This window comes from Variovorax fucosicus, assembly GCF_030316825.1.
Lineage (GTDB): Bacteria > Pseudomonadota > Gammaproteobacteria > Burkholderiales > Burkholderiaceae_C > Variovorax > Variovorax fucosicus.
Map to the genome: position 1 here is coordinate 495138 of NZ_JASZYU010000001.1, position 14679 is coordinate 509816.

Here is a 14679-nt window from a genome sequence, read left to right on the forward strand (position 1 = left end):
CGCGACCCCGCAGGGTTTGCGAACGTCTCTAGAATTCGCATCGATCGACGCCGACAGCCTACGCCCTGTGCACTTCGCCTAACCCCGGATCCCCATGCTTGAGATTGATTTGCCCGCGCAGATTGACACGGTACGCAGCGTGCTTGCCACCCACGGGATTCGTCCCGCATTGGCAATGCTCAACGATCGGACACCCTTCCGATATACGGCCATCTACAAGTTGAGCGGCGACGTGCTGCGCGCAGAGCATGTGTTCGACCGGCTGTCCGAGTACCGCACCTGGCTGAAGGCGGTTCCGCTCGAAAAGAGCTTCTGCCGGCACGCGATCGAACACGGCGAATTCGTGACCGACCACGTCTCGGAAGACAAGATCCTGATCAACTACCGCCCCTACGTCGGCCTGGTCGAGTCGTACTACGGCCGGCTGCTGACGCGCGCTGGCGGAACGCCCTACGGGACGTTCATTCATTTCGATCTGGAACCTCGAACCATCGACGTGGCCGAAATGGCGTTTCTGCGCGAAGTGACGCCACTGTTCCTCGATCACCTCGAGCAACTTAACTAACCGCGACGCGCGTGGCGCGGGCTATCTGCGATTCGTAGGCGCGGCGCTGAGCCGGTCGTATCCGCTCAGCTCCAGGAATCCCTCGCCGGTGGTGGCCCCGGTCACCTTCACGGGCCCCTCCCAATAGACGTTTGCCGTTGTCGTACTCGAATCGAATTCGCTGTCGGCATAAAAAGGTTTGACGTCCAGCACCCCCGAGGGCAGCTTGATGCGCCATCCGACCGCATAGTCGATCCTGGTGCGCGGGCTGGTCCAGCGTGTGACCGGCAGCAGTTCGACCTCGCCGGGCTGGATCGGCGTCGATCCGCTCGCCGTCGATATCGTGCCGGCAGTCGTCACCTTGCGGCCCTCCCTGTCGAAAAGCTCATAGAGCATCAGGTCGGAGCCATCGGCCAGGTGCAATGCAAACCAGTTCCAGCCGAGGCTCAGCACATCGAAATCGCCCCATTGGTGGTCGTACCATGCCTGGCCGCTCACCTGGACGGGCGCGCCACCGACGGAGATCCTGCCTTGCGCCGACATGCGCGGGCGCGAGTAGTAATAGCTGATGCCACTCGCGCCGAAATCGAGCAGGCCCGGCGTCTTGGATCCTGCCGCGCGGTGCGCGACGACAGGGGCCGAATCGCTCAGGTCGAGTGCGATCGACGCCCCTTCAAAGGAAGCGCTCAACACGTGCGAAGCGCCGGACGCAGCGACCCGCCAGCCCTCCTGCCGAAAGTCATAGCCATTGGCGACGCGTTGCGCCGGAACACCACCGGTTCGGCTTTGGCTGGAAAAGCGCTTGCCGGTCTGCAGGTCCGTCAGCGCGACATGCATGACCGTGTGCTTGACCAGCGTGTTAGCGACAAAGACCGCGACGTGGAACGCATAGCGCTCACCGGTCTTGGCGTCGAGGATCCCGTTGTAGTACCACCATTCCATGCCGGAGCCATGCGGTGCGTGGTCGGCCGGCAGGTTCAGCGGCGCCAGTGCGGCGGTTCGCTCGACCGCTTCGCCGCGCGCCACTGCCGGCCGGTCGGGCGCTGCGGCGGCAGGAATCGGCTCGGACGTCCACAGGTAGAGCAGGCACGCACCGACCACCGCGATCAGCGCGATCACCAGCAGCCCCGCATAGGCCCTGAAACCCCGGCGCCGCCGCGACCGCCGCGTTCGATGGCCGCGCGAACCATCGGGGCTGGCGCGTTGGCGATGCTTGCTGGCCTGGTCGTCGGCGTTGTTCATTGAGGCACCCGGGGTGACGGCAGAGGCGCAGCCTAGCATTGCGCTAGAGAATCAGCAGCGCCCGGAAGTCGTTGACGTTGGTGTGGGTGGGCCCTGTCACCAGCAGGTCACCGATCGCGTCGAAGTAGCCGTAGGCATCGTTGCGATCCAGAAAGCCCGAGAGCTTGTGGCCCGCCGCCTCGGCGCGCGTCAGCGTGTCGGGCGTGACGAAAGCGCCTGCGTTGTCCTCCACGCCGTCGATGCCGTCGGTGTCGGCCGCCAGCGCCCACACGGCGGGCACGCCCATCAACGCACCCGCCAAGCCCAGGCAGAACTCGCCGGCGCGCCCACCGCGCCCCTTGGCCTGGCCGGGCTGGCGCGGCCGAATCGTGACCGTGGTTTCGCCGCCCGAAAGAATGACGCAGGGCCGCGCAAACGGTGCGCCGCGGTGCGCAACCGATCGGGCCAGCGCCGCATGCACCTTGCCGACCTCGCGCGATTCGCCTTCGATCTCGTCGCTGAGGATGTGCGCGTCGATGCCCGCGGCGCGCGCGGCTGCGGCGGCGGCTTCGAGCGACTGCTGCGGTGTCGCGATCAGATGCACCTCGTTGCCGGCGAAGGCAGCGTCTTGCGGGTCGGGCGTTTCGAGCGCGCCGCTTTCGAGGTCGGCGCGCACGGCGGCCGGCAATTCGATGCGGTAGCGGTCCAGGATGGCGAGCGCGTCGGCGCAGGTCGTGAGGTCGGGCACGGTCGGGCCGCTCGCGATGATCGCGGGCTCGTCGCCAGGCACATCGCTGATCGTGAGCGTGACCACCTTCGCCGGTGCGCAGGCCGCGGCCAGCCGTCCGCCCTTGATGCGCGACAGATGCTTGCGCACGCAGTTCATCTCGCCGATGTTGGCGCCGCTTTCGAGCAGTTGCTTGTTGATGCGCTGCTTGTCGGCCAGCGCTAGGCCTTCGGCCGGCAACACCAGCAGGGATGAGCCACCGCCCGAGATCAGGCACAGCACCAGGTCATCGGCCGTGAGCCCTTCGGTGAGCGCCAGGATGCGCTGTGCAGCCTGCTCGCCCGCGGCGTCGGGCACGGGGTGCGCCGCCTCGACCAGTTCGATGCGTTGCGCCAGCCCCTTGGGCCGTGGCGGGACGTGGCCATAGCGCGTGACGACCAGACCCGAGAGCGGTGCCTCGGCCGGCCACAGCGCCTCGAGCGCCTGCGCCATCGAGCCGCCGGCCTTGCCGGCGCCGAGCACCAGCGTGCGGCCCTTCGGCGGCTTGGGCAGGTGCGCACCCAGCGTGGACAGCGGCAGTGCGCGATCGACCGCCACGCGATAGAGGTATTCGAGAAAGGCGCGGGGCGCCATCACGGGATCGGGGGTCGCGCCCCCGTCGTTCGATGCGATCATGTCAGTGTCTCCATTCACCTTCTGTTGATTGTCGCGCGCCATGACCACCCTGCTCATCCGCCATGCCGATTGCGTCGCGACCTTCGACGATGCGCGCACCGAACTGAAGAACGCATCGGTCTTCGTGCGCGACAACCTGATCGAAGCCATCGGCCCGGCGGCCGAGTTGCCGCAAGACGCCGACGAGGTGATCGACGCACGCGGCCATCTGGTGATTCCGGGCCTGGTCAACACCCATCACCACATGTACCAGTCGCTGACGCGCGCAATCCCGGGCGTGCAGGACGCCGAGCTGTTTGCATGGCTGCGTGGGCTCTACCCGATCTGGGCCGGCCTGACGCCGGAGATGGTGCAGGTGTCGACACAGGTCGCGATGGCCGAACTGCTGCTGTCGGGCTGCACCACCAGCAGCGACCACCTCTACATCTACCCCAACGGCGTGCGGCTCGAGGACAGCATCGAGGCGGCGCAGGAAATCGGCATGCGCTTCGTGGCGTCGCGCGGCAGCATGAGCGTGGGCGCGTCGGCCGGTGGCCTGCCGCCCGACAGCGTGGTCGAGCGAGAAGACGCGATCCTCGCCGACACGCAACGCCTGATCGAGCGCTGGCACGATGCCTCGTACGGCGCGATGCTCAACATCGCCGTGGCGCCCTGCTCGCCCTTCAGCGTGAGCCGCGACCTGATGCGCGAGTCGGCCAGGCTGGCGCGTGCCTTTGGCGTGCACCTGCACACGCACCTGGCCGAGAACGACCACGACATCGCCTACACGCGCGAGAAGTTCGACGCGACGCCGGCCGAGTACGCACAGGATCTGGGCTGGGTCGGCCGTGACGTGTGGCACGCCCACTGCGTCAAGCTCGACGAAGCGGGCATCGCGCTGTTCGCGAAAACAAAAACCGGCGTGGCCCATTGCCCCTGCAGCAACATGCGGCTGGCCTCTGGCCTGGCACCGATCCGCCGCATGATCGACGCCGGTGTGCCCGTCGGCCTGGGCGTGGACGGCAGTGCCAGCAACGACGGCGCGCACATGCTCGGCGAAGCGCGCCAGGCCATGCTGATGGCGCGCGTGCGGCGCTCGCTCGAGCCGTTCGGCTGCGATCATGGCCCGGGCGAAATGACGGCGCGCGACGCGCTGGCGGTCGCCACGCGCGGCAGCGCCGAAGTGCTCGGCCGCACGGACATCGGCCACCTGGCGCCAGGCATGTGCGCCGACATGGCCTTGTTCGATCTGCGCACGCTGGGCTTCGCCGGCGGCGCGGTGCACGATCCGGTGGCGAGCCTGCTGCTCTGCGCCAGCCCCACCGCCGCCTGGACGGTGGTGAACGGCCGCGTGGTGGTGCGCGAGGGGCAACTCGCCACGGTCGACCTGGGGCCGCTGGTGGAGCGTCACAACCAACTCGCAGTGCAGCTGGCGCTGGCGGCGCGCTGACTGTGCACGAGCCTAGTTTGTCTTGGCGCCAGCCTCGAACCACTTGCCGATCAGCGCACGTTCGGCATCGGTGATGCCGGTGGCGTTGTTCATCGGCATGATCTTCGTGACCACCACCTGCTGGTAGATGCCCTGGGCGTGCGCCGTCACCTGGTCGGGTGAATCGACCCGCACGTTCTTCATCTGCAATGCCGCGCCGTGACACTGGTAGCAGCGCTGCTCCAGCACCTTCTGCACATCGCCGAACACCACCTTGGGCGCCGCGGCACCGGCCACAGGCGCCGGAGCCGGCTCAGGCTTCATCCAGACGATCGTGAGACCCAGCACCGCGATACCGAACAACGCATAGGGCAGCGGGTTGCCCGCGTTGCCGAGCTTGAAGCGATGCCGCACCACGAAGAACTGGCGGATCGCCGCGCCGCCCAGCATGATCAGCAGCAGCACGATCCAGTTGTACTTGTGCGTGTAGGTGAAGCTGTAGTGATTGCTCAGCATCGCGAACAGCACCGGCAGCGTGAAGTAGGTGTTGTGCACGCTGCGCTGCTTGCCGCGCTGGCCATGCACCGGGTCGACCGGCTTGCCTTCGCGCAGTGCCGCCACGTTCTTGCGCTGGCCGGGGATGATCCAGAAGAACACATTGCCGCTCATGGTGGTGGCCATCATCGCGCCGACCAGCAAGAAGGCCGCGCGGCCTGCGAACCACTGGCAGGCCAGCCAGGTCGCGAACACGATGAACAGCGCGATCAGCACGCCGACGATGGTGTCGCCGTTCTTGCGCTTGCCGAAGATCTGGCAAATGCTGTCGTAGACCATCCAGAACACGACGAAGAAGGCCAGCGCCACGCCGATGGCGGCGCCGGGCTGCCAGTCCATCCTGGTTTTGTCGATGAGGTAGGTGCTCGCGTTCCAGAGATAGGACATCGTGAAGAGCGCGAACCCGGTGATCCAGGTGGTGTAGCTCTCCCAGTACGACCAGTGCAGGTGGTCCGGCACCTTCTTCGGTGCCAGCAGGTACTTCTGCATGTTGTAGAAGCCGCCGCCGTGCACTGCCCATTGCTCGCCGCCCACGCCCTTGTCGAGCGATTCGGGGTCTTGCGGCTTCTCGAGGCTGTTGTCCAGCATCACGAAATAGAAGGATGCGCCGATCCAGGCGACCGCGGTGATGACGTGCACCCAGCGCAGCAGCAGATTGGCCCAATCGAGGTAGTAGCTTTCCATGTGCTCTCAACCTTGTCGGCGCATGCGGGCGCCGAGGTAGCTTTGGCGTCTGCTTACCACGGCGGGCACTGCAAGCAGAAAGAAAGCCGCGAACGCAGGCGCGGGACGCCTGGCTCCGCTGCGGCGGATTGCTGTGAACCGAAGTGTATACACGTTTCTTCCGTCGTGGCCTTTTTTCTCTGGGCCAACTCAATCCAGCAACAACTGTGCCGCTACGGCGACCGCGATCACTTCCGGCTCCTTGCCGCCGATGCCGGGCACCCCGATCGGGCAGGTCACGCGATCCATTTCTGCGGCAGAAAAACCCCGTGCCTCGAGCCGATGCTGGAAAGTCGCCCACTTGGTCTTGCTGCCGATCAGGCCGACATAGGGCAGGTCGTCGTGCTCGCGCAGGCGCTTGAGACAGGCGATCACGATGTCGAGGTCCTCGGCATGGCTGAAGCTCATGATCAGCACGCGCGAGCCGGGTGCGAGCTGGGCCACCGCGCCCTGCACCGGTTCGGAGTGCTCGCATTCGATCTGCGCCGGCAGCGCGGCGGGAAACACCCCGTCGCGGCTGTCGATCCAGCGCACCGAAAACGGCAGCGTCGCCAGCAGGCGGGCCAGTGCGGCGCCCACATGCCCACCGCCGAACAGCGCGACCGGCCGCAGCTTCGCCACCAGCTCGCTGCGCAAGGCCGGCGCATCGACAGACCTCACCTGCTGGTACGAAAGGAACACGACCCCGCCGCAGCACTGGCCGAGGCTGGGCCCGAGCGGGTAGCGCTGAACCCCGTCGACCGCCGGCGCGCCCGCCAGCATGTCGCGCGCCACCTGCGTGACCTGGAACTCCAGCTGGCCGCCGCCGATGGTGCCGGTCAGCCCGTCGGCCCAGACTGCCATCCAGGTTCCGGCCTCGCGCGGCGCCGAGCCCTGGGTGGACGTGATGCGCACGAGCACCGCGTTCTCGTGCGCGAGCCGCGCCAGCAGTTCGTCGACGGCGCCGTTCATCGTGTAACGCTCCGGCAGTTTGGCGCACGGCGCGGCACGGTATAAACCGATGGATGACTTGCCTGCCCACACCCCGCCACCTTGGCCGCATGGCCGCCCTGCTCGCCCCGCTGTGGCTTGCCGGCTGCGGAAGCACCGGCCCGACCGCACCCATCACCTCGCCGGTGCCCGGCCAGCTCAGCGACGCAACGCCCCAGCCCGGCCCCGCCGGCAAGCCGGTGCCCCGCGCCTCCGCCGCGGGCAACCCGCGCGACTACCGGCGCGATGCGGCGCGCCATGTGTATGAGGCCAACCGCGAACGTGTCTACGCAGGCAAGCTGCCACCGATCCTGTACGCGGTCGGCACGCTGCAGGTGAACCTGGACACCAACGGGAAGGTGCTGTCGATGCACTGGATGCGTGCGCCGAAGCACGCGCCCGAAGTCATCGCCGAGATCGAACGCACCGTCCTGGCGGCCTCGCCGTTCCCGGCCGCGACGCAACTCGGCAAGGTCACCTGGACCGACACCTGGTTGTGGGACAAAGGGGGGCATTTCCAATTGGACACCCTTACCGAGGGCCAGCTTTAGTTCATCGCTCGCCCCCAGTCTGCGCGCACTTCGTGTCGCTCCGCCAACCCCCTTCCGGGGGCGGGCCGGCCGCTTCGGGCGGCCGTGCGCGGCGGCCCCACGAAAAGTCGGGGTCATGATCCCCTGTACGTCGAATAGCTCCAGGGGCTTACGAGCAGCGGCACGTGATAGTGCTGGTCGGTGTGCGCCACGCCGAAATCGAGTGCCACCTTGTTCAGGAAATTCGGCTCGGGCAGCTTCACGCCGCGCTGGCGGAAATAGCCCGCCACATCGAACACCAGGCGGTAGGTGCCGACCTTGATCGTGTTGTTGTCATAGAGCGGGCCATCGCTGCGGCCATCCGCGTTGAGCGTGAAGCGACGCACCAGCGTCGCCTGTTCGCCGTCGGTGGTGTACAGCGCCACCTCCATGCCGGCCGCAGGGCCGCCGTGCATCGTGTCCAGTACGTGGGTGCTCAGGCCCATGGATCGCTCCTTGTATGTCTGCCGGAAATTCCAGTGGACAAAAGTGTATACAGTTATTGGCTTTGGGGCTATCATGAATTTCATGGAGTCCTCCACCGCCACCCGCTCGATCGTCGATGCGTTGACCCGGGCCATCGTCGATCACCGCCTGCAGCCCGGCACCAAGCTGGCCGAGCAGAAGCTGGCCGACCACTTCGGCGTGTCGCGCACCCTGGTGAGGCAAGCCTTGTTCCAGCTCTCGCAGAACCGCCTGATCCGGCTCGAGCCGGCCCGCGGTGCCTTCGTGGCTGCACCGGCGGTCGACGAGGCGCGCCAGGTGTTCGCGGTGCGCCGCATGCTCGAAGCCGCGATGACGCGCGAGTTCGTGCGCACCGTCACCCCGTCCAAGATCAAGGCATTGAAGGAGCACGTCGCGCTCGAAAAGTCGGCCGTGGCCGGCGCCGACGTATCGGGCCGCACCGAACTGCTCGGCGACTTCCATGTGCGCATGGCCGAACTCATGGGCAACACCGTGCTGGCGCAGATCCTCGGCGAACTGATTTCGCGCTGCGCACTCATCACGCTGATGTACCAGAGCGCCACGGCCGCCGAACACTCGAACGACGAGCATGCCGACATCGTGAAAGCGCTGGCCGCCCGTGACGAAGAGCGCGCCGTGCGCCTCATGACCGAACACCTCGAGCACGTCGAAGCGAACCTGACCTTCGACCGCAAGGTGCCCACCAACGACATCTCACTGGCCTTGTCATGACCGACGACACCCAACCCTCCGTCTACCCGCGCGACATGGTCGGCTACGGCCGCGACGTGCCGCATGCCCAGTGGCCGAACAAGGCGAAGATCGCCGTGCAGTTCGTCCTCAACTACGAGGAAGGCGGCGAGAACAACCCGCTGCACGGCGACCCGACCTCCGAGACCTTCCTGTCCGAACTCGTGACGGCGCAGGCCTACGAAAACCGCCACATGACGATGGAGTCGATGTACGAGTATGGCTCTCGCGCCGGCGTCTGGCGCATCCTGCGCGAGTTCGAATCGCGCGGCCTGCCGATGACGATCTTCGCGGTCGGCATGGCGGTGCAGCGCTACCCCGAGCTGCTCGACACCTTCATGAAGAACGGCTACGAGATCGCCAACCACGGCCTGCGCTGGATCCACTACCAGAACCTGCCCGAGTCGAACGAACGTCGCCACATGGATCTGGCCACGCACGTGCTGAAAGACATGACCGGCGGTCAATGGCCGCTCGGCTGGTACACCGGCCGCGACAGCCCCAACACGCGCCGCCTGCTGGTCGACCAGGGCGGCTATGAGTACGACAGCGACTACTACGGCGACGACCTGCCGTTCTGGATGCAGGTCGCCCGAACCAACGGCACCGTGGTGCCGCACCTGGTGGTGCCCTACTCGCTCGACTGCAATGACATGCGCTTCGTGCAGGCGCAGGGCTTCAACACCGGCGACCACTTCTTCAACTACCTGAAGGACAGCTTCGACGCGCTCTACGCCGAAGGCGAAACCGCACCGAAGATGATGAGCATCGGCATGCACTGCCGCCTGCTGGGCAAGCCCGGCCGCATTGGCGCGCTCCAGCGTTTTCTCGACCACGTGCAAAAGCACGACCGGGTCTGGGTCTGCCGCCGCATCGACATCGCGCAGCACTGGAAGAAGGTGCATCCGTTCATCGCGCCCACTGGAGCCTGACATGCCGCTCACCATCCAACAACTGAACGCCGCCCCGGCGGCCGAAGCGGTGGCCCTGCTCGAGGGCGTGTACGAGCATTCGCCCTGGGTGGCCGAGCGCGCGCTGGCTGCACGGCCATTTCGCTCGCTTGCGCACTTGAAGCTGGCGATGGTGCAGGTGCTGCAGCGTGCCAGCAGCGACGAGCAGATCGGCCTGATCCGCGTCCACCCAGAGCTGGCCGGCAAGGCGATGGAAAGCAACACGCTGACGGCCGAATCCACCAACGAACAGGGCAAGGCCGGCCTGACCAACTGCACGCCCGAGGAGTTCGCCCACATCCGCGGGCTCAACAAGGCGTATGGCGATAAGTTCGGCTTTCCGTTCATCCTGGCGGTGCGCGGGCCGCGCGGCACCGGGCTCGCGAAGCGCGAAATCATCGCGACCTTCGAGCGCCGGCTGCACCACCATCCGTCGTTCGAGCTGGGCGAGGCGCTGCGCAACATCCATCGCATCGCCGAGATCCGCCTGGACGACAAGTTCGGCCGCGATCTCACGCTCGGCAACGACGTGTGGGACTGGCAGGAACAGCTCTCGGTGCACACCGATCCCGGCTATGCCGAGCTGGGCCAGCTCACCGTCACCTACCTGACCGACGCGCACCGCGCGTGTGCCGCACAGATCTCGGGCTGGATGCGCGAATGCGGCTTCGACACGGTGCACATCGATGCAGTCGGCAACGTGGTCGGGCGCTACGAAGGCAGCACGCCCGATGCCAAGGCGCTGCTGACCGGCTCGCACTACGACACGGTGCGCAACGGCGGCAAGTACGACGGGCGGCTCGGCATCTTCGTGCCGATGGCCTGCGTGCGCGAGCTCAAGAAGCAGAACCGGCGCCTCCCGTTCGCGTTCGAAGTCGTGGGCTTTGCCGAAGAGGAAGGCCAGCGCTACAAGGCCACCTTCCTCGGTTCGGGGGCGCTGATCGGCCACTTCGACAACGCCTGGCTCGACCAGCAGGATGCCGACGGCGTGACCATGCGCGACGCCATGGCACATGCCGGCCTCAAGCCCGAAGACATCCCGAAGATCCAGCGCGACCCGTCGAAGTACCTCGGCTTCGTCGAGGTGCACATCGAGCAGGGCCCGGTGCTCACCGAGCTCGACTACCCGCTCGGCATCGTGACCTCGATCAACGGCAGCGTGCGCTACGTGGGCGAGGTGATCGGCATGGCCAGCCATGCCGGCACCACGCCGATGGATCGGCGGCGTGACGCCGCCGCGGCGACGGCGGAGCTGATCCTGTTCGCCGAGCAGCGTGCCGCGAAAGACGGCGACTCGGTTGCCACCGTCGGCATGCTGCAGGTGCCCAACGGCTCGATCAACGTGGTGCCTGGCGCGTGCAGGTTCAGCCTGGACATCCGCGCGCCGAACAACGAACAGCGCGACCGCCTGGTCGACGACATCCTGGCCGCGCTGAAGGAAATCTGCGAGCGCCGCAGTGTGCGCTACACGCTCGAAGAGACCATGCGCGCCGCCGCGGCGCCCAGCGATGCGGCCTGGCAGCAGCGCTGGGAGAAGGCAGTCGACGCACTCGGCATTCCGCTGTTCCGCATGCCCAGCGGTGCCGGCCACGACGCGATGAAGCTGCACGAGGTGATGCCACAGGCGATGCTGTTCGTGCGCGGCATCAATTCGGGCATCAGCCACAACCCGCTCGAATCGAGCACCAACGACGACATCCAGTTGGCAGTCGAGGCGTTCCAGCTTCTGCTCGACGGGATAGGCCCACCCCCGTTTCTCGCTCACTTCGTGTAGCTCGATTCCCCCCTCAAGGGGACGACACCAGTGGCCCGGCGAAGCCGGTTCCACGGTGTCCCCCCGCAACACAAGCCCAAACGCCCGCCTTATGAACGACTACAGCGCTCTCGACGCCTGGATCGACGCCCACTTCGACGATGAAGTGAAGTTCCTGCAGCAACTGATCCAGGTGCCCACCGACACGCCGCCCGGCAACAACGCGCCGCACGCCGAGCGCACGGCCGAGCTGCTGAAGGACTTCGGCTTCGAGGCCGAAAAGCATGCCGTGCCGACACAGGAGGTCAACGACTACGGCCTCGAATCGATCACCAACCTGATCGTGCGGCGCAGGTACGGCGCCGCCGGATTGACGGTCGCACTCAACGCCCACGGCGACGTGGTGCCGCCCGGCGAAGGCTGGTCGCACGACCCTTATGGCGGCGAGATCGACAACGGCGCCATCTACGGCCGCGCCACCGCGGTCAGCAAGAGCGACTTCGCGAGCTTCACCTTTGCGCTGCGCGCGCTCGAAGCCGTCGCCAGGCCTGCCAAGGGAAGCGTCGAATTGCACTTCACCTACGACGAAGAGTTCGGCGGCATTCTCGGCCCGGGCTGGCTGCTCAAGAACGGACTGACCAAACCCGACCTGATGATCGCAGCCGGCTTCAGCTACGAGGTGGTCACGGCTCACAACGGCTGCCTGCAAATGGAAGTGACGGTGCACGGCAAGATGGCGCACGCCGCCATCCCCACCACCGGCGTCGACGCGCTGCAGGGCGCGGTGAAGATCCTTAACGCGCTCTACGCGCAGAACACGCTCTACCAGCAGGTCACCTCGAAGGTCGAGGGCATCACGCACCCCTACCTCAACGTCGGCCGCATCGAGGGCGGCACCAACACCAACGTCGTGCCCGGCAAGGTCGTGTTCAAGCTGGATCGCCGCATGATCCCGGAAGAGAACCCGGTCGAGGTCGAAGCGAACATCCGCAAGGTGATTGCCGATGCGGCCGCGCAGAGCGCCGGCATCACGGTCGACATCAAGCGGATGCTGCTCGCCAACGCAATGCAGCCGCTGGCCGGCAACAAGCCGCTGGTCGAGGCGATCCAGAAGCACGGCCAGCAACTGTTCGGCGAGCCCATCAAGGCCATGGGCACACCGCTCTACACCGACGTGCGGCTGTACGGCGAGGCCGGCATTCCCGGCGTGATCTACGGCGCCGGCCCGCGCACCGTGCTGGAGTCGCATGCCAAGCGCAGCGACGAGCGCCTGCAGCTGGAAGACCTGCGCCGCGCCACCAAGGTGATCGCGCGCACGCTGGCCGACCTGCTGGGCTGATCAGCGCGGGGCCAGCTCGCCCGCCGCGGATCCGGAATGCACACCGCCTTGTCCGGATCGACGCAGCAGGTCGAGCGCCACGTCGACGATCATGTCTTCCTGGCCGCCCACCATCTTGCGAGCGCCCAGTTCGACGAGGATGTCCACGGTTTTCAGGTCGTACTTCTTCGCGGCCGCTTCGGCATGGCGCAGGAAACTTGAATAGACGCCCGCATAGCCCAGCGCCAGCGTCTCGCGGTCGACGCGCACCGGACGGTCCTGCAGCGGGCGCACCAGGTCGTCGGCCGCGTCCATCAGCTTGTAGAGATCGGTGCCGTGACGCCAGCCCTGGCGCTCGGCCGCCGCGATGAACACCTCGAGCGGCGCGTTGCCGGCACCGGCGCCCATGCCGGCCAGGCTGGCGTCGATGCGGTCGCAGCCCTCTTCCACCGCAACGATGGAGTTCGCCACGCCAAGGCTCAGGTTGTGGTGCGCGTGGATGCCGGTCTGCGTATCGGCTCTCAGCACCTCCTTGAACGCGCGGAACCGGTCGCGCACGTCGTCCATGCCGAGAGCGCCGCCAGAGTCGACCACGTAGACGCAGCTGGCGCCATAGCTTTCCATCAGCAGCGCCTGCTCGGCCAGCTTCTTCGGCGTGGTCATGTGGCTCATCATCAGAAAGCCCACCGGCTCCATGCCGAGTTCGCGTGCGTATTCCAGATGCTGGCGCGACACGTCGGCCTCGGTGCAATGTGTTGCGACGCGCACGATGCGCGCGCCTGCGTCGTAGGCGTTGCGCAGGTCGTGCGTGGTGCCGATGCCGGGCAGCAGCAAGGTTGCGACCTTGGCGGTTTTCACCGTTTCGGCCACTGCCGCGATCCATTCGACATCGGTGTGCGCACCGAAGCCGTAGTTGAAGCTGGAGCCTTCCAGCCCGTCCCCATGCGCGACCTCGATGCTATCGACGCCGGCTGCATCGAGTGCCGCAGCGATAGCCTTTACGTTGGCGATGCTGTACTGGTGCCGAATGGCATGGCTGCCGTCACGCAGGGTGACATCGCTGATGTAGAGCTTGTTGCCTGGCTTCATGCCAACTCCTTCAGGCCGCGGGCGATGCCGCTGGCGATGCGCCGTTGCGCCATCAACTCGGCGCACGCGAGCGCGGCCGAGGTCATGATGTCGAGGTTTCCGGCATAGGCCGGCAGGTAGTGCGCGGCACCTTCGACCTCGAGGTACACCGAGGTCTTGAGCCCGTGCCGCAGGCCGAGCCCGGGCACGTTGAGCGGCCGGTCGGCCGGGATCACGTCGAACTGCACACGCTGCTTCAGGCGGTAGCCTGGCACGTAGGCCTGCACGCTCGCCACCATCTGCGCGATGCTGGCTTCCACCGCTGCCTGGTCGGCCGCCTCGGACAGCACGAACACCGTGTCGCGCATGATCAGCGGCGGCTCCGCCGGGTTCAGCACGATGATCGCCTTGCCGCGCGCTGCGCCGCCGAGCTTCTCGATCGCGGCGCGGGTGGTTTCGGTGAACTCGTCGATGTTGGCGCGCGTTCCGGGGCCGGCGCTCTTGCTCGAGATCGAAGCGACGATCTCGGCATAGTGCACCCTGGCAACGCGCGACACGGCGGCCACCATGGGGATGGTCGCCTGCCCGCCGCAGGTCACCATGTTCATGTTGCTGGCGTTTTCCGCATCGAGGTTGATCGCCGGGATCACATAGGGGCCGATCGCCGCGGGCGTCAGGTCGATGACCTGCACGCCATGGGCCTGCAGCACCTCGTTGTGGCGCTTGTGGGCGCCGGCCGAGGTGGCATCGAACACGATGTCGATGTCGCTGAACACACCGAGCTGCACCAGCCCTTCGATGCCATCTGCCGTGGTGGCGATGCCGAAGCGCTCGGCGCGGGCCAGGCCATCGGATTTCGGATCGACCCCGACCATCGCACCCATCTCGAGGTGCTTGCCGTTGCGCATGACCTTGATCATCAGGTCGGTGCCGATGTTGCCGGGGCCGATGATCGCGACCTTCAGTTTGTTCGCCATGTTGCTT

Annotated in this window: 14 protein-coding genes; 7 read left to right on the forward strand and 7 right to left on the reverse strand. The window is 66.6% G+C overall.

Going from position 1 to position 14679, the window contains the following annotated elements; translation table 11 throughout:
• The first annotated feature begins 94 nt into the window (after positions 1–94).
• The gene (locus QTI05_RS02285) at positions 95–565 is read left to right on the forward strand and encodes a hypothetical protein (protein WP_286542233.1); all 471 of its coding nucleotides are present in this window, start codon (positions 95–97) and stop codon (positions 563–565) included.
• Between the two features lie 21 nt (positions 566–586).
• Here the strand turns inward: QTI05_RS02285 and QTI05_RS02290 are convergent, their stop codons facing one another.
• Positions 587–1786: a lipocalin-like domain-containing protein gene (locus QTI05_RS02290; protein ID WP_286622749.1), complete on the reverse strand. Its 1200-nt coding sequence runs from the start codon at positions 1784–1786 to the stop codon at positions 587–589.
• A gap of 43 nt (positions 1787–1829) precedes the next feature.
• On the reverse strand, positions 1830–3167 hold the full coding sequence (locus QTI05_RS02295; RefSeq protein ID WP_286622750.1) for a glycerate kinase type-2 family protein: 1338 nt from the start codon (positions 3165–3167) through the stop codon (positions 1830–1832).
• 40 nt (positions 3168–3207) lie between these two features.
• Between QTI05_RS02295 and QTI05_RS02300 the strand changes: the two genes are divergently transcribed.
• Positions 3208–4596, forward strand: coding sequence for an 8-oxoguanine deaminase (locus QTI05_RS02300; protein ID WP_286622751.1), 1389 nt, complete (start codon positions 3208–3210; stop codon positions 4594–4596).
• A 12-nt stretch (positions 4597–4608) separates the two neighbouring features.
• On the opposite strand, the gene QTI05_RS02305 is transcribed toward QTI05_RS02300, so the two are convergent.
• Both QTI05_RS02305 and xdhC read right to left on the reverse strand, forming a co-directional pair.
• Positions 4609–5814, reverse strand: coding sequence for a urate hydroxylase PuuD (locus QTI05_RS02305; RefSeq protein ID WP_286622752.1), 1206 nt, complete (start codon positions 5812–5814; stop codon positions 4609–4611).
• 189 nt (positions 5815–6003) lie between these two features.
• A complete protein-coding gene (xdhC, locus tag QTI05_RS02310) occupies positions 6004–6804 on the reverse strand; it encodes a xanthine dehydrogenase accessory protein XdhC (protein WP_286622753.1) in 801 nt (266 codons plus the stop codon).
• An 89-nt stretch (positions 6805–6893) separates the two neighbouring features.
• Between xdhC and QTI05_RS02315 the strand changes: the two genes are divergently transcribed.
• Positions 6894–7373: a hypothetical protein gene (locus QTI05_RS02315; RefSeq protein WP_286622754.1), complete on the forward strand. Its 480-nt coding sequence runs from the start codon at positions 6894–6896 to the stop codon at positions 7371–7373.
• Positions 7374–7486: 113 nt separating this feature from the next.
• Here the strand turns inward: QTI05_RS02315 and uraH are convergent, their stop codons facing one another.
• Positions 7487–7837, reverse strand: a complete 351-nt coding sequence (gene uraH / locus QTI05_RS02320) for a hydroxyisourate hydrolase (RefSeq protein ID WP_286622755.1) — start codon at positions 7835–7837, stop codon at positions 7487–7489.
• Positions 7838–7910: 73 nt separating this feature from the next.
• On the opposite strand from uraH, the gene QTI05_RS02325 reads away from it, so the two are divergent.
• The 4 genes from QTI05_RS02325 to QTI05_RS02340 all read left to right on the forward strand — a co-directional run bounded on the left by QTI05_RS02325 (position 7911) and on the right by QTI05_RS02340 (position 12648).
• Positions 7911–8588, forward strand: coding sequence for a GntR family transcriptional regulator (locus QTI05_RS02325; RefSeq protein ID WP_286622756.1), 678 nt, complete (start codon positions 7911–7913; stop codon positions 8586–8588).
• Positions 8585–9538, forward strand: coding sequence for an allantoinase PuuE (gene puuE, locus QTI05_RS02330; protein WP_286622757.1), 954 nt, complete (start codon positions 8585–8587; stop codon positions 9536–9538). The genes QTI05_RS02325 and puuE overlap by 4 nt, the downstream gene beginning before the upstream one ends.
• A gap of 1 nt (position 9539) precedes the next feature.
• Complete coding sequence (gene uraD, locus QTI05_RS02335) at positions 9540–11330, forward strand: 2-oxo-4-hydroxy-4-carboxy-5-ureidoimidazoline decarboxylase (protein ID WP_286622758.1); 1791 nt, start codon at positions 9540–9542, stop codon at positions 11328–11330.
• Positions 11331–11421: 91 nt separating this feature from the next.
• A complete protein-coding gene (locus QTI05_RS02340; RefSeq protein WP_286622759.1) occupies positions 11422–12648 on the forward strand; it encodes a M20 family metallopeptidase in 1227 nt (408 codons plus the stop codon).
• Here QTI05_RS02340 and dmpG read toward each other — a convergent pair whose 3' ends face one another.
• Together dmpG and QTI05_RS02350 are read right to left on the reverse strand one after the other, a co-directional pair.
• A complete protein-coding gene (gene dmpG / locus QTI05_RS02345) occupies positions 12649–13716 on the reverse strand; it encodes a 4-hydroxy-2-oxovalerate aldolase (RefSeq protein ID WP_286622760.1) in 1068 nt (355 codons plus the stop codon).
• A complete protein-coding gene (locus tag QTI05_RS02350) occupies positions 13713–14672 on the reverse strand; it encodes an acetaldehyde dehydrogenase (acetylating) (RefSeq protein ID WP_286622761.1) in 960 nt (319 codons plus the stop codon). Before QTI05_RS02350 ends, dmpG begins: the two co-directional genes overlap by 4 nt.
• Between the last annotated feature and the right edge of the window lie 7 nt (positions 14673–14679).